The sequence below is a fragment of the Brevundimonas sp. genome, assembly GCF_036659295.1.
In the GTDB taxonomy this organism is placed as follows: Bacteria; Pseudomonadota; Alphaproteobacteria; order Caulobacterales; family Caulobacteraceae; genus Brevundimonas.
In genome coordinates, this window is record NZ_JAVXCU010000007.1 from 15,911 (window position 1) to 31,400 (window position 15,490).

Genomic DNA, 15,490 nt, shown 5'->3' on the forward strand with positions numbered 1-15,490 from the left:
GCTTAGGCTCCCCTAAAGCTGGCCGGACGCTTTTCGAGGAAGGCCATCACGCCTTCGACATGGTCCTTGGTCTGGCCGACGCGATACTGGGCCTCGCGCTCGGCCTGAAGGCTGTTCTCAAACGTACCGTTCACCGCCGCCCAGGCCAGTTTGCGGATTTCGCCAAGGCTGGCCGCGCCGATGCTCAGTTGGCTGGCCAGTTCGACCGCCTCGTCCATCAGGACATCCTCGGCCACAACGCGGTTGACCAGCCCCCATTCCAGCGCCTTGGCCGCCGGAAGCCTGCCTGCCAGCAGCATCATTTCCATCGCCCGCACACGGCCAATCGTGCGCACCAGCAAATGCGTCGAGCCGCCATCGGGCACCAGACCCACCTTGGCAAAGGCCTGCATGAAATAGGCTTTCTCCGACGCCACAACCATGTCGGCCATCAGGGCAAAACTGGCCCCGATACCGGCGGCTGCCCCGTTCACCGCCGAAATCCACGGCACCGACAGATGGATCAGCCGCTGGATCAGCGGATTGATCGGATTTTCCAGCCCCGAGCCGGCGTCATAGGCCTCGGTGCCAATGCCTTCCAGACCGCCGCTGGCCAGATTGGCCCCCGAGCAAAACCCCTTGCCCGCGCCGGTCAGGATCATGGCCCGCGCCTTGTCCTCGACCTGATCCAGAACCGCGCCCAGTTCTTCCATCATGGCAATGGATACCGCATTCAGCGTCTGCGGATCATTCAACCTCACAATGGCGACATCGCCGCGCCATTCCAGTTCGATCAAAGCCGGATCATTCAAAGCCACGGGCTACCCTCCGTACGCACGGCAAATCACGCCGTCATTTCTGACGCCATTGCCGCACAGGCAGACCCGCACCGTCAATATAATTGTTCAGTTGATTAAATAACTGTCGCCAGGCTCAGCGCAGTTCAACCGTTCGGCGCCGCACCGACTGGCGCACACGATCAAAACGGTCACCCAGCGTGCGGGGGCGACAGCGTTCACGCCGCTCCATATCACCGGCCCAACGCTGCCACATGGCCGCCATCAGTTCGGGATGGCGATCATACTGGTGCACGATCGGGCTGGCCGAACCGTCAGGATTGCAGATCAGTCCGTCCGCCAGCGACATCGCGCCACCGGCCACCATGCCCAGTGTCGCCACGCGGCTGTGATTGGCAAAGACCTGCCCATCGATCAGACCCAGATGCACCGCCAGATTGCATGAGGCCTGATCGGTCCCGAAGGCCCCGCCGATCTCCGAGCGCGGAATAGCGCCCAGCATCAGGATCAGGCGACAAAAGCGCGACAAGGCCTCGCGCGGCCCCAGAACAGTCCCGACACAGATACAGGGCTGCTCCGCCACGGAATCGGCAAAACTGCCACCGGCCACAGCCCGCAAATACTTCATATTGAAGTCGTGGGTTTTCAGCGGCGCATCGCACTCGGCAAAGAATTCGAGCGTCGTCGGCGCAGACGCGAACGGATCGCCCTGAAACACCACATCGCGCACATCCGTCAGCAGCACATGACGCACCCACGGACGCTCGCTCAACAGCAGGTCAAAGCCCGCAAAACGCGAGACAACCGGATGCGGGGCCCAGGACTTGCCCGAGGCCACATCATGCGTGCAGGGTGCATCCAGCGCCTCGACACCATACTCGGCCAGAAACGCTCGCACGTCCGCAGACCTGTCCACCACAAGGGCTACAGGTCCGCTGTAATAGGCGCGTAAAGACCGGACAAAAATGGCGATGTCGGCGGCGTCATAGCCGGTCGCATAGCCCAGAACCAAGTCCTGATGGCCCGCTGCGATAGTCGAGGATGCCCCCCTCACCTTCGCCAGCGCAGCGGATAGCCAATCCAGATAGACCGACCTAACCGCTGAAGTCGCCATTTAGCCTCGCATTGAATCCGCAAAACGGTTGAACAGATAAAGGCTATCCGTCGGTCCCGGCGATGCTTCCGGGTGGTGCTGGACAGAGAACACCGGCTTGCCCGTCAGCGCAATACCGCAGTTGGTACCGTCAAACAGGCTGATATGGGTTTCGACAACGCCGTCCGGCAGGCTGGCCTGATCCACCGCAAAGCCGTGGTTCATCGAAACGATCTCGACCTTGCCGGTCGTCAGGTCCTTGACCGGATGGTTTGCACCATGGTGGCCTTGAACCATCTTGATGGTCTTGGCACCGACGGCGATGGCCAGCATCTGGTGACCCAGGCAAATGCCCATGATCGGCTTGCCGCTGGCGACCAGTTTTTGAATTTCGGGCACAGCATAGATGCCGGTCGCGGCCGGATCGCCCGGACCGTTCGACAGTACGATACCGTCCGGATTGCGGGCCAGCACGTCCTCGGCCTTCGTATCGGCCGGAACCACCGTGATCTTGCAGCCGGTCGAGGCCAGAGCGCGCAGGATGTTACGCTTCACGCCATAGTCGATGACCACGACATGCTTGTCGGCGGCATCCACCTTGGGATAGCCGGCCGGCCATTCCCACACACCCTCGTTCCATTCAAAGGCTTGCAGGGTGGTGGCTTCCTTGGCGAGGTCCAGACCGACCAGACCGGTCCAGGCCTTGGCCTTGGCCACCAGAGCCTCCAGATCGAAGTTGCCGTCCGGATCATGGGCGATGACCGCATGCGGCGCGCCCTTGTCACGGATCAGTTGCGTCAGGGCGCGGGTATCCACACCGGCCAGCGCCACGGTGTTGCGCGAATTCAGCCACGCATCGAAATCACCGCCCGAGCGCCAGTTGGCCGGATCGGTCGGCAGGTCGCGGAACACCGCGCCCACAGCCGCCTTGCCCGCCACATCGGCGACCTGCTCCACATCTTCGTTGTTCACGCCGACATTGCCGACATGCGGGAAGGTGAAGGCCAGGATCTGGCTCATATACGAAGGATCGGTCAGGATTTCCTGATAGCCGGTCATAGCGGTGTTAAAGACCACCTCGCCCAGTGCCGAGCCCGTCGCACCGGCCCCCAGTCCCGACAGGACCGTGCCGTCCGCAAGGACCAAAACACCCGTGGCACCGGACAAAATCTTGGACGTCATGGCACAGGCTCCTAAGCGGGGAAAACAGCAGGTAAACGGCGGCGTCACTAAGTAGTCCGGCGGGTCCGGTCAACCCGCCTTATGTCTTAAGGCCATATTAGTGCGGGATAGATGCGGCCTTACGATGGCGCACCCAGAACCAGGCGAGCGTCGTTATGGCAAAGAACAGCACGCTGGGCACAATATAACCCCCTGCTGCCGCCACCACGGCAAAGGCCGAAAACACCAGTCCACACACGCCCAGAACCTTGTGTCCGGTGCTTTTGGCACGACGCAGCAGCGACAACGAACACACGGCATACAGACACAAGGTCAGTACAGACGTAACCCCGATCAGCATTTCGAACTGTTTGCCCAGACTGGGCTGAACACTGACCAACAACAGCGCACTCATTATTGCGCCCATCATCAGCGGATTGCTCAACGGGGTGCGTCCGATTTCCTTGCCGCCAAATACACGCGGCAACCAGCCCTGCTCGGCTGCGGCCCGCGCCGTCTCGCCGCCGGTCATGGTCCAGCCGACAATCGTGCCCGTCGTCTTGACCACGGCACAGGCTGCCACAAGACCGGCCACCGAAGCGCCCATCACACGCGCCACCAGATCGGCAAACGGACTGGTCGACTGCGCCAGAACACCGGCCGGAATAACCCCGAACACCGCCACGCAAGCCGCCACATAGACGACAAAGGCCAGCAGCACGCCCGCCACCGAGGCGCGCCCGACATCGCGCGCAGGGTCCTTGACCCGCGACGACAGCACGGCCGCGCTTTCGACACCCAGAAACGCCCAGAAAATAATCGCCAGCGACGCCGGCACCGACTGCCACAGCGGCAGGTTCTGCGGGCTCCAGCTTTCCACAAAGACCGCGCCGTCAAACGCGATGACGCCAGCCACAATCGCCAGAATAATGGGCACCAGACCCACCACCAGACTGATCGCCCCGAACCGCGCCGCCGAGCGTGTGCCCAGCGCATAGACGCCTGTCGTCATCCACAACAGCCAGATTGGCCAAGGCTCCCCACAGAGGCTCCTTCAGGACCGGAATGAAGAAGGCCAGATAACCGATCGCCGCCACGGCCACGGCCACATTGCCCACCAGACACGCGCCCCAGTAGAAAAGGCCCGCCTGATAGCCAAGGAACCGCCCAAGCCCCTGCGCGGCAAAATCAGACAGCCCGTCCGCCGTCGGCATCAGACGGCCCAGACCGCCAAACACCAGCGCCAGCGTTATCGCGCCAATGCCACAGACAATCCAGCCGATCAGGCTGGAACTGCCCGTCGGGGCCAATGTCACCGGCAGGAGATATACCCCCGACCCGATCATATTGCCCGCCACAACCAGTGCGGCCACGCCCCATCCAAGGCGGCGATTGTCTGTAGAAATGATGTCGATCTGGCTCATGCAAATCGCCATAGCGATAAATTACGCCCTCGTCGCTATCTGCTCGCGCACATCGACCAATTGTCGACACGGCCCGCCATGTATAAGCCCACACCCTGCAATCTCAGTGAAAGCCAAAGTCATGCCTATCACCACTATCGGGCTCGATGCCGACGACACCCTTTGGCACAACGAAACCATCTTCCGCCTCAATCAGAAGCGCTTTGCCGACCTTCTGTCCGACCATGCCGAAGAACCGGTCCTGATGGATCGCCTTGCCATTATCGAGCGCCGCAACCTGCGCCTGTACGGCTATGGCGTGAAGGGCTTTACCCTGTCGATGATCGAGACGGCGATGGAGCTGTGCGACGGTGCCGCCCCGCCCCATATCATCCGCGAGATTCTGGCCGCAGGACGCGAAATGCTCAACCATCCGGTCGAGCCCCTGCCCGGCGTCGAGGAAACCGTCGCCCGCCTGGCCAATGACTATCGCCTGATCCTCGTCACCAAGGGCGACCTGCTGGATCAGGAACGCAAGCTGGCCGCCTCGGGTCTGGGCGAACACTTTTCGGGTGTCGAGATTGTGTCCGAAAAGGACCGTTCCACCTATGAGCGGGTCTTTACCCGCCACGGCACCGGCCCCTCTGAAGCCGTTATGGTCGGCAACTCCATGAAGTCCGATGTCCTGCCCGCCATCGAAGCTGGCGCATGGGGTGTCCACATCCCCTACCACATCACCTGGGCCCACGAACTCGCCGACGCCCCCGAATGCCACCCCCGCTATATCAGCCTCGCCCGCATCGACGAGTTGGACGACTGGCTACGCCACATCGACACCTGATCGCGCAAATACCGGTGCAGCCTGAATTTCCGGCCTGACTGCGGACGCAAAAGCCGGAACCGAATAATAGTAAATATCGCCGTTATCAGTAACTCGATAACTGATAACGGCGATACACAGAATACCACATAACAATACTAGCTGAACAAAGATCAATAATACAGCACCCAATTATGTTACAAGATAGCAACAATATCGAGGCAGAGGTCCAATTGTGGACATCTTTAGCAACGGTTTAGCTTGACCAACCACGGCTCCCTCAAGACTATGACAAACTTAAGTTCGACTTGTGTTGTTATTTGTAGGTACGCCTAATGCGTTTAACTCGCTCCCATCTTCTGGCCTCGTCCTTCCTGGTCGGTGCTCTTGCCGCTACCAGCGTAGCCGCGCAGGAAGTCCAGACCATCGCTGTTCAGGACGAAGCTTCGAACCTCGGCGAGATCGTCGTTACCGGTTCGCGCATCCGCCGCAGCGCCGCTAACGCCCCGACCCCGATCATCCAGGTTTCGCAAGAAGAAATCCTGTCGACGGGCCAAACCAGCCTGATCGACTATCTGGCAACCATCCCGGCCCTGTCGAACTCGACCGTTCCGTCGGACACCACGGGTTCGTCGCTGAACACCGGCGGCCTGTCGCTGGCCAACCTGCGCTCGCTGGGTGCCAACCGCACCCTGACCCTCGTAGACGGCCGCCGTCACGTGGGTTCGGTCGGTGGCGAACTGTCGGTTGACGTCGACGCCATCCCGCGCCTGCTGATCCAGAACGTCGAAATCATCACCGGCGGCGCTTCGTCGGTTTATGGTGCCGACGCCGTATCGGGCGTGCTGAACTTCATCCTGAAAAAGGATTTTGAAGGTCTGGAAATCGACGCCAACTACGGCCAGATCAACGACAATGGCGAAGCCACCCGTCGCGTCTCGGGCCTGATCGGCAAGAACTTCCTCGACGGCCGCCTGAACGTTTACGCTCACGCCGAATACGAAAAGATCGACAATGTCGACTCGCTGGACATCGACTGGATCCGTCGTGCTCCGATCCGTCTGGGCGTCGATGCCGACCCGACCAACCGTCCCTATGACGGCATTCTGGACGCAGACCTGTTCTTCGGTGCAAACCGTCTGGACATCATGCCGTGGGGCCAAACCACTCTGGCCAACACCCAGCGCCCGAGCGACCTGACCAACCCGAACGTTGCCTACTGGGACTGCATGCCGGACGGCAGCTTCTCCTATTCGGCCAACTGCTACGGCGTGACCCCGGGCAAGACCTTTGTTTATGACGGCAATGTCGGCCGCGACGCCAATTTCGGTGATCGCATCGGCAATACCGGCATCAACCGCCCTTACAACATCGGTGGCGACGGCATGCCGCTTGGCGAAGTCGCCGGTTACAGCCGTATTCCGGCTTCGGAATCGCAGCGCTACCAAGTCGGCACCAACTTCCGCATCACGGAAGAAATCAATTTCAACGCCTCGGCCAAGTACATCACCGAGGAAACCTTCATGCGCGGTCAGCCGACCTTCTTCGACATCGATCTGGACAACGGATCGTATGCGAAGGACGCGACCAACTCGATCTGGGGCACCTCGGCCTTCGATCTGCGCTGGGATGACAACGCCTACCTGCCGCAAAACATCAAGACTGCGATCGCGAACAACCGCATCGACATCTATGCGCCGCCGACCGCTGGCGCACCGGGCGCACTGCTGCGCTCCGAAGCTCTGCCGATCGCCCGTCACTCGATGTTCGGTCCGGAACGCTCGCAAGCCAACACCCGCGACCTGCAACGCTATGTCGCCGGCTTCAACGGTAACCACGGTCAACTGGGCTTCATGAAGTCCTGGTCGTGGGATGTCGGCTACACCTATGGCAAGGTCGAGATCGAAAACATCGAGCGCGGCGTAGACGTACAGCGCATGGCGCTGGCTTCCGACGCTGTCGTCGACAACCTGGGTGTCATGGGCAAGGCTGGCGCTATCGTCTGCCGCGCTTCCCTGCTCAACGCTCAAGGTCTGCCGGTTGCTGACCAAGTGCGTGGCGGTGATCTGAACGACACCGAATACGGTCGCAAGGCTCTGTCCGAGTGCACCCCGCTGAACGTCTTTGGTGCTGGTAACCAGTCGGCCGAAGCGCTCCAGTACGTAGACGCCTTCGTCCGCGTTCAGGAAGAAAACATCCAGCATCAGGCGATCGCCTCGATGTCGACCGAACTGTGGGACTTCTGGGGTGCTGGTAACCTCGGCGTCGCCTTCGGCGGCGAATGGCGCAAGGAAACCACCTCGGCTATCGGCCGCAGCAACACTGCTGGCGACCGTCTGCTGTTCCTCAACAGCGGCGCAGACTTCCCGGAAGTCAGCTACGAGTCCAAGGAACTGTTCGGTGAAGTCTCCATCCCGCTGTTCCGCGACAGCAAGCTGGGCGAATATGCCGAGCTGAGCGGTTCGTACCGCTGGGCCGACTACAGCACCGTTGGCAATGTCGACGTCTATGGTGTGAACCTGGTCTACCGTCCTATCCGGGACATCACCTTCAAGACCTCGTTCAACTCGTCGGTACGCGTGCCGGATCTGGGCGAAAACTTCTCGCCGTTCGGCGGCACCTTCGCCAACAACTTCGTTGACCCTTGCGCCACCGCCAACATCGCCGATGTTGCCGATCAGGAAACCAAGGCCAACCGCATCAAGAACTGTACGGCACTGGCTGCCCAACAGGGCCTGACCTTCGACTTCGCCGGTGCAACTGCTGAAAACACCGACGACTTCGCTCCGCGCTACACCTCGGGTATCCCGGGCGTGTTCGGCGGTAACCCGAACCTGACGCCGGAAGAGTCGGAATCCTTCACCTTCTCGACCGTTCTGCAGCCGCGCTTCGTACCGGGCCTGACCGTCTCGCTGGATTACTATGACATCCGCATCGACAAGGTCATTGCCGCTGTTACGGCTCAAGGCATTGCCAACAACTGCGTCAGCGGTGCTGAACTGAACACCGAAGCCTGCAACTCGATCTTCCGCAACAACACCAGCATCGCCTTCGGCGTTGGTGCTCCTGCGAACGATCCGATCGGTGGCTTCATCCAGCGTTCGTTCAACTACGCCGCTCTGGAAACCCGTGGTCTGGACTTCGGTGGTAACTACACCCTGCACAGCGACGACTTCGGCAAGAACTGGGGTGCGTTCGACTTCCGCCTGAACGGTTCGTGGCTGATCGAGCAGAAGCAGTACCTGAACTCGGCTGATCCGACCGACTACACGGAACTGGCTGCAGGCCTGCAATACCCGCGCGTTCGCATGTCCTCGTCGGTCGCATGGCGCCCGAATGACACGTGGAACATCAACTGGACCGCTGACTGGCAGACCAGCCAGAACATCGTTCGCAAGCGCGATTTCGTAAGCAATGCCGACAGCCGCCTGGGCGACCAGCTGGATACCGGCAACTTCGTCCGCCACGACCTGACCGTGCGTTACAACGTGCGTGAAGACGTGACCCTGCGTGCCGGTGTTGTGAACATCTTCGATGCCGAACAACGCGACATCCTGGGCACCACCATCTACTCGAACTTCGACCCTTACGGCCGTCGCTTCTTCGTAGGTGTGAACTACCGTCCGTTCTAATCGAACGCACAACAGTTCAAAGACTACCGGGCGGCTCCCTTCGGGGGGCCGCCTTTTTTTCTGTCTGGTCACTGACTTTACGCCACCAAGCCGCCACAGTTTCTGTGTGTCGGCGGCCACGCAGGGGACATTGGTCGTCTTTTCCTCTGTTAGTCTCACATAGGCTCTTGCCGAGGGGGACATGCCTCTCTAAACGGGCCGCTTAACCGACAACCAAATCCGGATCGGCCGCGAGCCAACACTCGTGTCCGTTTTTTCGCGCGCGTGGAGACCAAGCCGCTGCATTTCGACCAGAGCCACGATGAAAAGGACGCCATGGTGCGCGCCGCACTCGCCGAAAAGGGCGATAGCGGGATTACGCCACGCCATACGCTGTTCTATTTCTATGGCGATGAGGATATGCACGGTGATCTCTGCGAGGTCGCGCGCCGTGCAGGGTTTCTGACGCGGGGCCAGGGCGACATGACCGTCCTGGAAACAACCATGCCGGTCGACGAGGCGTCGTTTGCGCCTGTGTCGGCCATGATGCAATCGTGGGCCGCGGCCTTCCAGCTCGATTACGAGGGCTGGGAGTGCGTGGTCGCTAGCTGAGTAGACGCCGATGCCCAAGCGTACAGACATTAAGTCCATCCTCATCATCGGCGCTGGCCCGATCGTTATCGGTCAGGCCTGCGAGTTCGACTATTCGGGCGTGCAAGCCTGTAAGGCGCTGAAGGCCGAAGGCTATCGCGTCGTACTGGTGAACTCGAACCCGGCCACCATCATGACCGACCCGGAGGTGGCCGACGCCACCTATATCGAGCCGATCACGCCGGAAATGGTCGAGAAGATCATCGCCAAGGAGCGTCCTGACGCCCTGCTGCCGACCATGGGTGGCCAGACCGCTCTGAACACGGCGCTGGCTCTGGAAAGCTCGGGCGCACTGGCCAAGTACGGCGTCGAGATGATCGGTGCCAAGGCCGATGTCATCGACAAGGCCGAAGACCGCCAGAAATTCCGTGACGCCATGGACAAGCTGGGCCTCGAGAGCCCGCGTTCGCGCGCCATCCACCACATTGACGAAGCCGATGATGCGCTGGCCTTTGTCGGCCTGCCTGCCATCATCCGCCCGTCCTTCACCCTCGCCGGTACCGGCGGCGGCATTGCCTATAATGTCGAGGAGTTCCACGAGATCGTGGAGCGCGGTCTGGACCTGTCGCCGACCACCGAGGTTCTGGTCGAAGAGTCGGTACTGGGCTGGAAAGAGTATGAGATGGAAGTCGTCCGCGACAAGGCGGACAACTGCATCATCATCTGCTCGATCGAAAACATCGACCCGATGGGCGTCCACACGGGCGATAGCATCACTGTCGCTCCGGCCCTGACGCTGACCGACAAAGAATACCAGCTGATGCGCACCGGCTCGATCAACGTGCTGCGCGAGATCGGCGTCGAGACCGGCGGCTCGAACGTCCAGTGGGCGATCAACCCTGCCGATGGCCGCATGGTCGTCATCGAGATGAACCCGCGCGTGTCGCGCTCCTCGGCTCTGGCCTCCAAGGCCACCGGCTTCCCGATCGCCAAGATCGCCGCCAAGCTGGCCGTCGGCTACACGCTGGACGAACTGACCAACGACATCACCAAGGTCACGCCCGCCTCGTTCGAGCCGAGCATCGACTATGTCGTCACCAAGATCCCGCGTTTCGCCTTCGAAAAATATCCGGGTTCGGAACCGCACCTGACCACCGCCATGAAGTCGGTCGGTGAAGTCATGGCCATCGGCCGTACCTTCCAGGAGTCGATGCAGAAAGCTCTGCGCGGTCTGGAAACCGGCCTCAACGGCTTTGACGAAATCGAAATCGAAGGCACTGCCAATACCGAGGACGATGCCTCGATCAAGGCAGCTGTCATCCGCGCTCTGGGCAAGCCGACGCCGGACCGTATCCGCGTCATCGCCCAGGCCTTCCGCCACGGCCTGACCGTGGAAGAAGTCAATGCGGCCTGCTTCTACGAGCCGTGGTTCCTGCGCCAGATCGCCGACATCGTGCGCACCGAAGGCCATGTCCGCGTTCAGGGCCTGCCGACCGACGCCAACGAGTTCCGCCGCCTGAAGGCCAAGGGCTTTGCCGATGCGCGCCTTGCCCAACTGACCGGCTCGACCGAAAAGGCTGTCCGTCTCGCCCGTCGCGCCCTCGAAGTGCGTCCGGTGTTCAAGCGCATCGACACCTGCGCCGCCGAGTTCGCCTCGGCCACGGCCTATATGTACTCGACCTACGAGACCGGCATTCTGGGTCAGGTCCCGCATTGCGAAGCCGACGTGTCGGACCGCAAGAAGGCGATCATCCTCGGCGGTGGCCCGAACCGTATCGGTCAGGGCATCGAGTTCGACTATTGCTGCGTGCACGCCGCCTTTGCGTTTGCGGACATCGGCGTCGAAAGCATCATGGTCAACTGCAACCCCGAGACCGTGTCGACCGACTATGACACCTCGGACCGCCTCTATTTCGAGCCGCTGACCGAAGAAGACGTTCTGGAACTGATCGAGGTCGAACGCGCCAAGGGTGACCTGATCGGCGTCGTCGTCCAGTTCGGCGGCCAGACCCCGCTCAAGCTGGCCCACGCCCTGCAAGAAGACAATATTCCGGTTCTGGGCACCTCGGTCGACAGCATCGACCTTGCCGAAGACCGCGAGCGCTTCCAGCAGATGCTGCAAGCCATCGGCCTGCAACAACCGCCCAACGCTCTGGCCCGCTCGGCTGAAGAAGCGGCGATCAAGGCCGAGGAAGTCGGCTACCCGATCGTTCTGCGCCCCTCCTATGTTCTGGGTGGCCGTGGCATGATGATCGTCCACGACCGCGAGGGCCTCGACCGCTATGTCGGCGAAGCCATGCGCGTCTCGGGCAATGATCCGGTCCTGATCGACCACTATCTGAACCGCGCCACCGAAGTGGACGTTGACGCCCTGTGCGACGACGAAACCGTCTTCGTGGCCGGTGTTCTGGAACACATCGAAGAAGCGGGCGTCCACTCGGGCGACAGTGCCTGCTCGATGCCGCCGCACTCGCTGTCACCGGCCATCATTGCCGAGCTGAAACGCCAGACCACCGAGATGGCCAAGGCCCTCAAGGTGCGCGGCCTGATGAACGTGCAGTTCGCCATCGAAGAGCCGCACGGCGACAACCCGCGCATCTTCGTGCTGGAAGTGAACCCGCGCGCTTCGCGTACCGCCCCGTTCGTGGCCAAGACCATCGGCCAGCCGATTGCCGCCATCGCCGCAAAGGTCATGGCGGGCGAAAAGCTTGCCTCCTTCGGTCTGGTCGACAAGGAACTGAACCACATCGCGGTCAAGGAAGCGGTCTTCCCGTTCGCCCGCTTTGCTGGCGTCGACACCATCCTCGGCCCAGAAATGCGCTCGACCGGCGAAGTCATGGGTCTGGACTGGAAGCGTGACGACGAAGCCGACCTGACCGCAGCCTTCGGCCGCGCCTTTGCCAAGGCCCAGACCGGCGGCGGCACCATCCTGCCGACCGAAGGCACCGCCTTCGTCTCCGTCAAGGATGCCGACAAGCCCTTCATCGTAGAGGCCGTCAAAACGCTTCTGGAGCAAGGCTTCAAGGTCGTCTCGACCTCGGGCACCCACGCCTATCTGACCCAGCAAGGCCTCGAAATCGGTCTGGTCAAAAAGGTTCTGGAAGGCCGCCCGAACATCGTCGACGCCATGAAGAATGGCGAGATCCAGCTGGTCTTCAACACCACCGAAGGCAAGCAGGCTCTGGCCGACAGCTTCGCCATCCGCCGCACCGCGCTGATGATGAAACTGCCCTATTACACGACGGCCTACGGAGCCATCGCCGCCGCCAAGGCCATCAAGGCCATCCGCAACGGCGAAATGGATGTCCGACCCATCCAGTCTTATAACTAAGAAAAAAAAGCCCCCGAGGAAATCCTCGGGGGCTTTTTTAAGACCCCTATCGCTCGCCTCGCGGAGGCTCGCTACTTGAGGGGAAGAGCTTTTCTTAATGCCCTAGCGTTCGCGCCGCGGGCGCTCACTGCTTGAGGACACCCGCCTAAGGCGGGTTTAGGCCGTGTCGGGTCGGGAGGTCCCGCAGGGCCGACGACCGCGGCCCGCTAAAAAACCCGAGGGTTCTAGTCCTCGTCCACAATATCCGCGCCGTCGAAGCTGCCTTTCAACTGGATCATATCCAGCGCCACATTAGATTTGGCCCCGCGCGAAATGACATAGCGTTCGCCTTCGATATCAAAGATCGCCTTGCTGCCGTCCCACACCACCTTGGTGCCCGCTCCATCCCCGTCGGGGGCCATGGTGGCGATGAAATAGCTGAGGCCGTCCACCGTCGCGTCCTTACAGCCCTGCCCCTTCGTGTCGAAGATCGCACCGACCAGAACCGGCACAGCCGGATCGGAAGCCTGCGGACACGTCATCACCACCGCTTCCTTGCTGCCATCAGGCGATGCCACGCGCTCGTGTACCTTGCTCTCCACCCGCGCACAGCCCGCCAGCACCATCACAGCCGCAGCGGCTAAAACAGTGCCGCCTCCAATCTTCACCATGCAAATCCTCCTTGCCTAGCGTCACAGTTCGTCACACCCTCGCACCTATGACACTATCTGTCTTTCTCCTGATATGTCTCGCCACGAATGCGTGGGCCTTCATGGCCTTCGGTTTTGACAAGGTCGCCGCCGTGCGCGGCAACCGCCGTATCAGCGAGGCCAATCTTCTGGGCCTGACCCTGCTGGGCGGTGTCGGTGCCATGGGCGCGTCTTCCCTGTTCCGTCACAAAACCCGCAAACAGCCTTTTCGCCGCTATGCCGAACTGCTGACCGGCCTGCACGTCATTGTGGTCGCCTTTACCCTGACACTGCTGCTCTAATCGCTTGCCGAACAGCGTTGCCGCTGTAGTCTCGCTCCCGACTTGTCTCACGGGAGGGGATTTTATGCGTCACCAACAGCGTCGTTTCACCCAGCAGCTCCTGGCGGGTTGCGCCATGCTCGGCCTTGCTGCCGTCGCCACCCTGCCCGCCACGGCCGCCACAGCCGCCGATCAGGCCCTGTCCCAGGCGGTTCGCGCCGACTATCAGGCCAATCTGTCGGCCCTGTTCGACGATTTCCATCGCCACCCCGAACTGTCGGGTCAGGAAACCCGCACCGCCGCCCGCATGGCCGCCGAACTCAAAGCGCTCGGCTATAAGGTCACCGAGGGCGTGGGCGGCACCGGCGTCGTCGCCGTGCTGGAAAACGGCCCCGGTACCACCGTCATGATCCGCGCCGACATGGACGGCCTGCCCATTCAGGAACGCTCGGGCGCGTCCAATCCCTCGACCTACAAACAGGTCGATCGCGACGGCGTCGAGCAATATGTCATGCACGCCTGCGGCCACGACACCCACATCACCGCCCTGATCGGCACGGCCCGCCAGATGGCCGCCCGCAAGGCCAATTGGTCCGGCACCCTCGTCCTGATCGCCCAGCCTGCCGAAGAGCGCGTCGAAGGCGCACGCGCCATGATCGCCGACGGCCTGTTCACCCGCTTCCCCAAGCCTGAATACGCCATCGGCTTCCACGTCGCGTCGGGCCTCCCCGCCGGTACCGTCTGGGTTCCCCCCTCGGTTGCCTATTCCAGTGCCGACAGCGTTGACATCAAGGTGCGCGGCATTGGCGGCCACGGGGCCAGCCCGCAGTCCACCGTCGATCCGGTCACCGTCGCCTCCTACATCGTCACCAACCTGCAGACCCTGCGCAGCCGCGAGGTTGATCCCCTTCAGGGCGCGGTTGTCACCGTCGGCTCCATCCATGGCGGCACCAAGCACAACATCATCCCCGAGGAAGTGAACCTGCAACTGACCGTCCGTTCGGACAGCTACGAGGTGCGCGACATCCTGCTGGACGGGATCGACCGCATTGCCCGCAACACCGCGCTGGCCCTCAATGTCCCCGAGGACAAGCTGCCGGTTGTGGTGCGCTCGCCGACAGAATCGACACCGCCCGCGGTCAACCACTCCGAAACCGCTCTTCGCATGCGCTCCGCCATTGCCGGACAACTGGGCGACGAGCGCGTGCTCGACATCACCCGTCAGGGCATGGGCGCCGAGGACTTTGCCTTCTATGCCGCCCCCGAACACGGCATCAAGGCGGTGATCTTTGCCGTCGGCGGCCTGCCCGAAGACCTCAAGGACACCCCGCCGCCACACCACTCGCCGCTGTTCCGCATTGATCCTGAATCGTCGATCATTGCGGGCGTAGAGGCCACCGTGGCCGCCGCCGAGGACCTGTTCTCCTCCGGCCACTAAGCCGCCTGCGACGAAGCGGCAAATGAACCAACCCGTTTGCCGCTTCGTTACCCTTCAGCACCTGTATCCATCTGAAAGGACATACCGATGCTGATGCGTATCCTACCTCTGGTTGGCGGCCTTCTCCTGTCGCGCGGCGGTCGCCGTGTTGCGGGCAGGAATGCTGGAAAGCTGGCTCTGGCCCTCGGCGCATGGGAACTGTGGCGCACCTATCAGCGCAACCGCACCCCCACAGGCGCGCCTGTCGCCACCAAGGCCGGTACCGGCCCCGTCCGCCACAACCGCCGCCGCAGACATCCTCTTTAGCCACCACCACA

The 15,490-nt window shown here is 61.8% G+C and carries 13 protein-coding genes; 7 read left to right on the forward strand and 6 right to left on the reverse strand.

The genetic code is table 11. The annotated features are described in order from the left end of the window. Positions 1–2: 2 nt before the first annotated feature. The 5 genes from RSB01_RS02740 to RSB01_RS02760 all read right to left on the reverse strand — a co-directional run bounded on the left by RSB01_RS02740 (position 3) and on the right by RSB01_RS02760 (position 4,454). Positions 3–797 carry an enoyl-CoA hydratase-related protein gene (locus RSB01_RS02740; protein ID WP_332590164.1) on the reverse strand — a complete coding sequence of 265 codons (795 nt, stop codon included), beginning with the start codon at positions 795–797 and terminating at the stop codon, positions 3–5. 115 nt (positions 798–912) lie between these two features. Continuing rightward, positions 913–1,890, reverse strand: a complete 978-nt coding sequence (locus RSB01_RS02745) for a hypothetical protein (protein ID WP_332590163.1) — start codon at positions 1,888–1,890, stop codon at positions 913–915. Beyond that, a complete protein-coding gene (gene carA, locus RSB01_RS02750; RefSeq protein ID WP_332625047.1) occupies positions 1,891–3,051 on the reverse strand; it encodes a glutamine-hydrolyzing carbamoyl-phosphate synthase small subunit in 1,161 nt (386 codons plus the stop codon). Positions 3,052–3,148: 97 nt separating this feature from the next. After that, a complete protein-coding gene (locus tag RSB01_RS02755) occupies positions 3,149–4,042 on the reverse strand; it encodes an amino acid permease (RefSeq protein WP_332591361.1) in 894 nt (297 codons plus the stop codon). Then, a complete protein-coding gene (locus tag RSB01_RS02760) occupies positions 3,924–4,454 on the reverse strand; it encodes an amino acid permease (RefSeq protein WP_332591362.1) in 531 nt (176 codons plus the stop codon). The genes RSB01_RS02755 and RSB01_RS02760 overlap by 119 nt, the downstream gene beginning before the upstream one ends. A gap of 121 nt (positions 4,455–4,575) precedes the next feature. Between RSB01_RS02760 and RSB01_RS02765 the strand changes: the two genes are divergently transcribed. From RSB01_RS02765 to carB, 4 genes are all read left to right on the forward strand, one after another. After that, entirely contained in the window at positions 4,576–5,274 is a 699-nt protein-coding gene (locus tag RSB01_RS02765) for an HAD family hydrolase (RefSeq protein WP_332591363.1), read from the forward strand. 314 nt (positions 5,275–5,588) lie between these two features. Next, positions 5,589–8,885 carry a TonB-dependent receptor gene (locus tag RSB01_RS02770; protein WP_332625048.1) on the forward strand — a complete coding sequence of 1,099 codons (3,297 nt, stop codon included), beginning with the start codon at positions 5,589–5,591 and terminating at the stop codon, positions 8,883–8,885. 264 nt (positions 8,886–9,149) lie between these two features. Further along, positions 9,150–9,476: a hypothetical protein gene (locus RSB01_RS02775; RefSeq protein ID WP_332591365.1), complete on the forward strand. Its 327-nt coding sequence runs from the start codon at positions 9,150–9,152 to the stop codon at positions 9,474–9,476. 10 nt (positions 9,477–9,486) lie between these two features. Further along, entirely contained in the window at positions 9,487–12,786 is a 3,300-nt protein-coding gene (gene carB, locus RSB01_RS02780) for a carbamoyl-phosphate synthase large subunit (RefSeq protein WP_332625050.1), read from the forward strand. 224 nt (positions 12,787–13,010) lie between these two features. Here carB and RSB01_RS02785 read toward each other — a convergent pair whose 3' ends face one another. After that, positions 13,011–13,436 (reverse strand): hypothetical protein, encoded by a 426-nt coding sequence (locus tag RSB01_RS02785; RefSeq protein WP_332591515.1) that lies wholly within the window; start codon positions 13,434–13,436, stop codon positions 13,011–13,013. Between the two features lie 47 nt (positions 13,437–13,483). Between RSB01_RS02785 and RSB01_RS02790 the strand changes: the two genes are divergently transcribed. From RSB01_RS02790 to RSB01_RS02800, 3 genes are all read left to right on the forward strand, one after another. Further along, positions 13,484–13,756: a DUF1294 domain-containing protein gene (locus tag RSB01_RS02790; RefSeq protein WP_332625051.1), complete on the forward strand. Its 273-nt coding sequence runs from the start codon at positions 13,484–13,486 to the stop codon at positions 13,754–13,756. A 64-nt stretch (positions 13,757–13,820) separates the two neighbouring features. Further along, positions 13,821–15,173, forward strand: a complete 1,353-nt coding sequence (locus tag RSB01_RS02795) for an amidohydrolase (RefSeq protein WP_332591512.1) — start codon at positions 13,821–13,823, stop codon at positions 15,171–15,173. A gap of 93 nt (positions 15,174–15,266) precedes the next feature. Further along, a complete protein-coding gene (locus RSB01_RS02800; RefSeq protein WP_332591511.1) occupies positions 15,267–15,479 on the forward strand; it encodes a cysteine protease in 213 nt (70 codons plus the stop codon). The last annotated feature ends 11 nt before the right edge of the window (positions 15,480–15,490 follow it).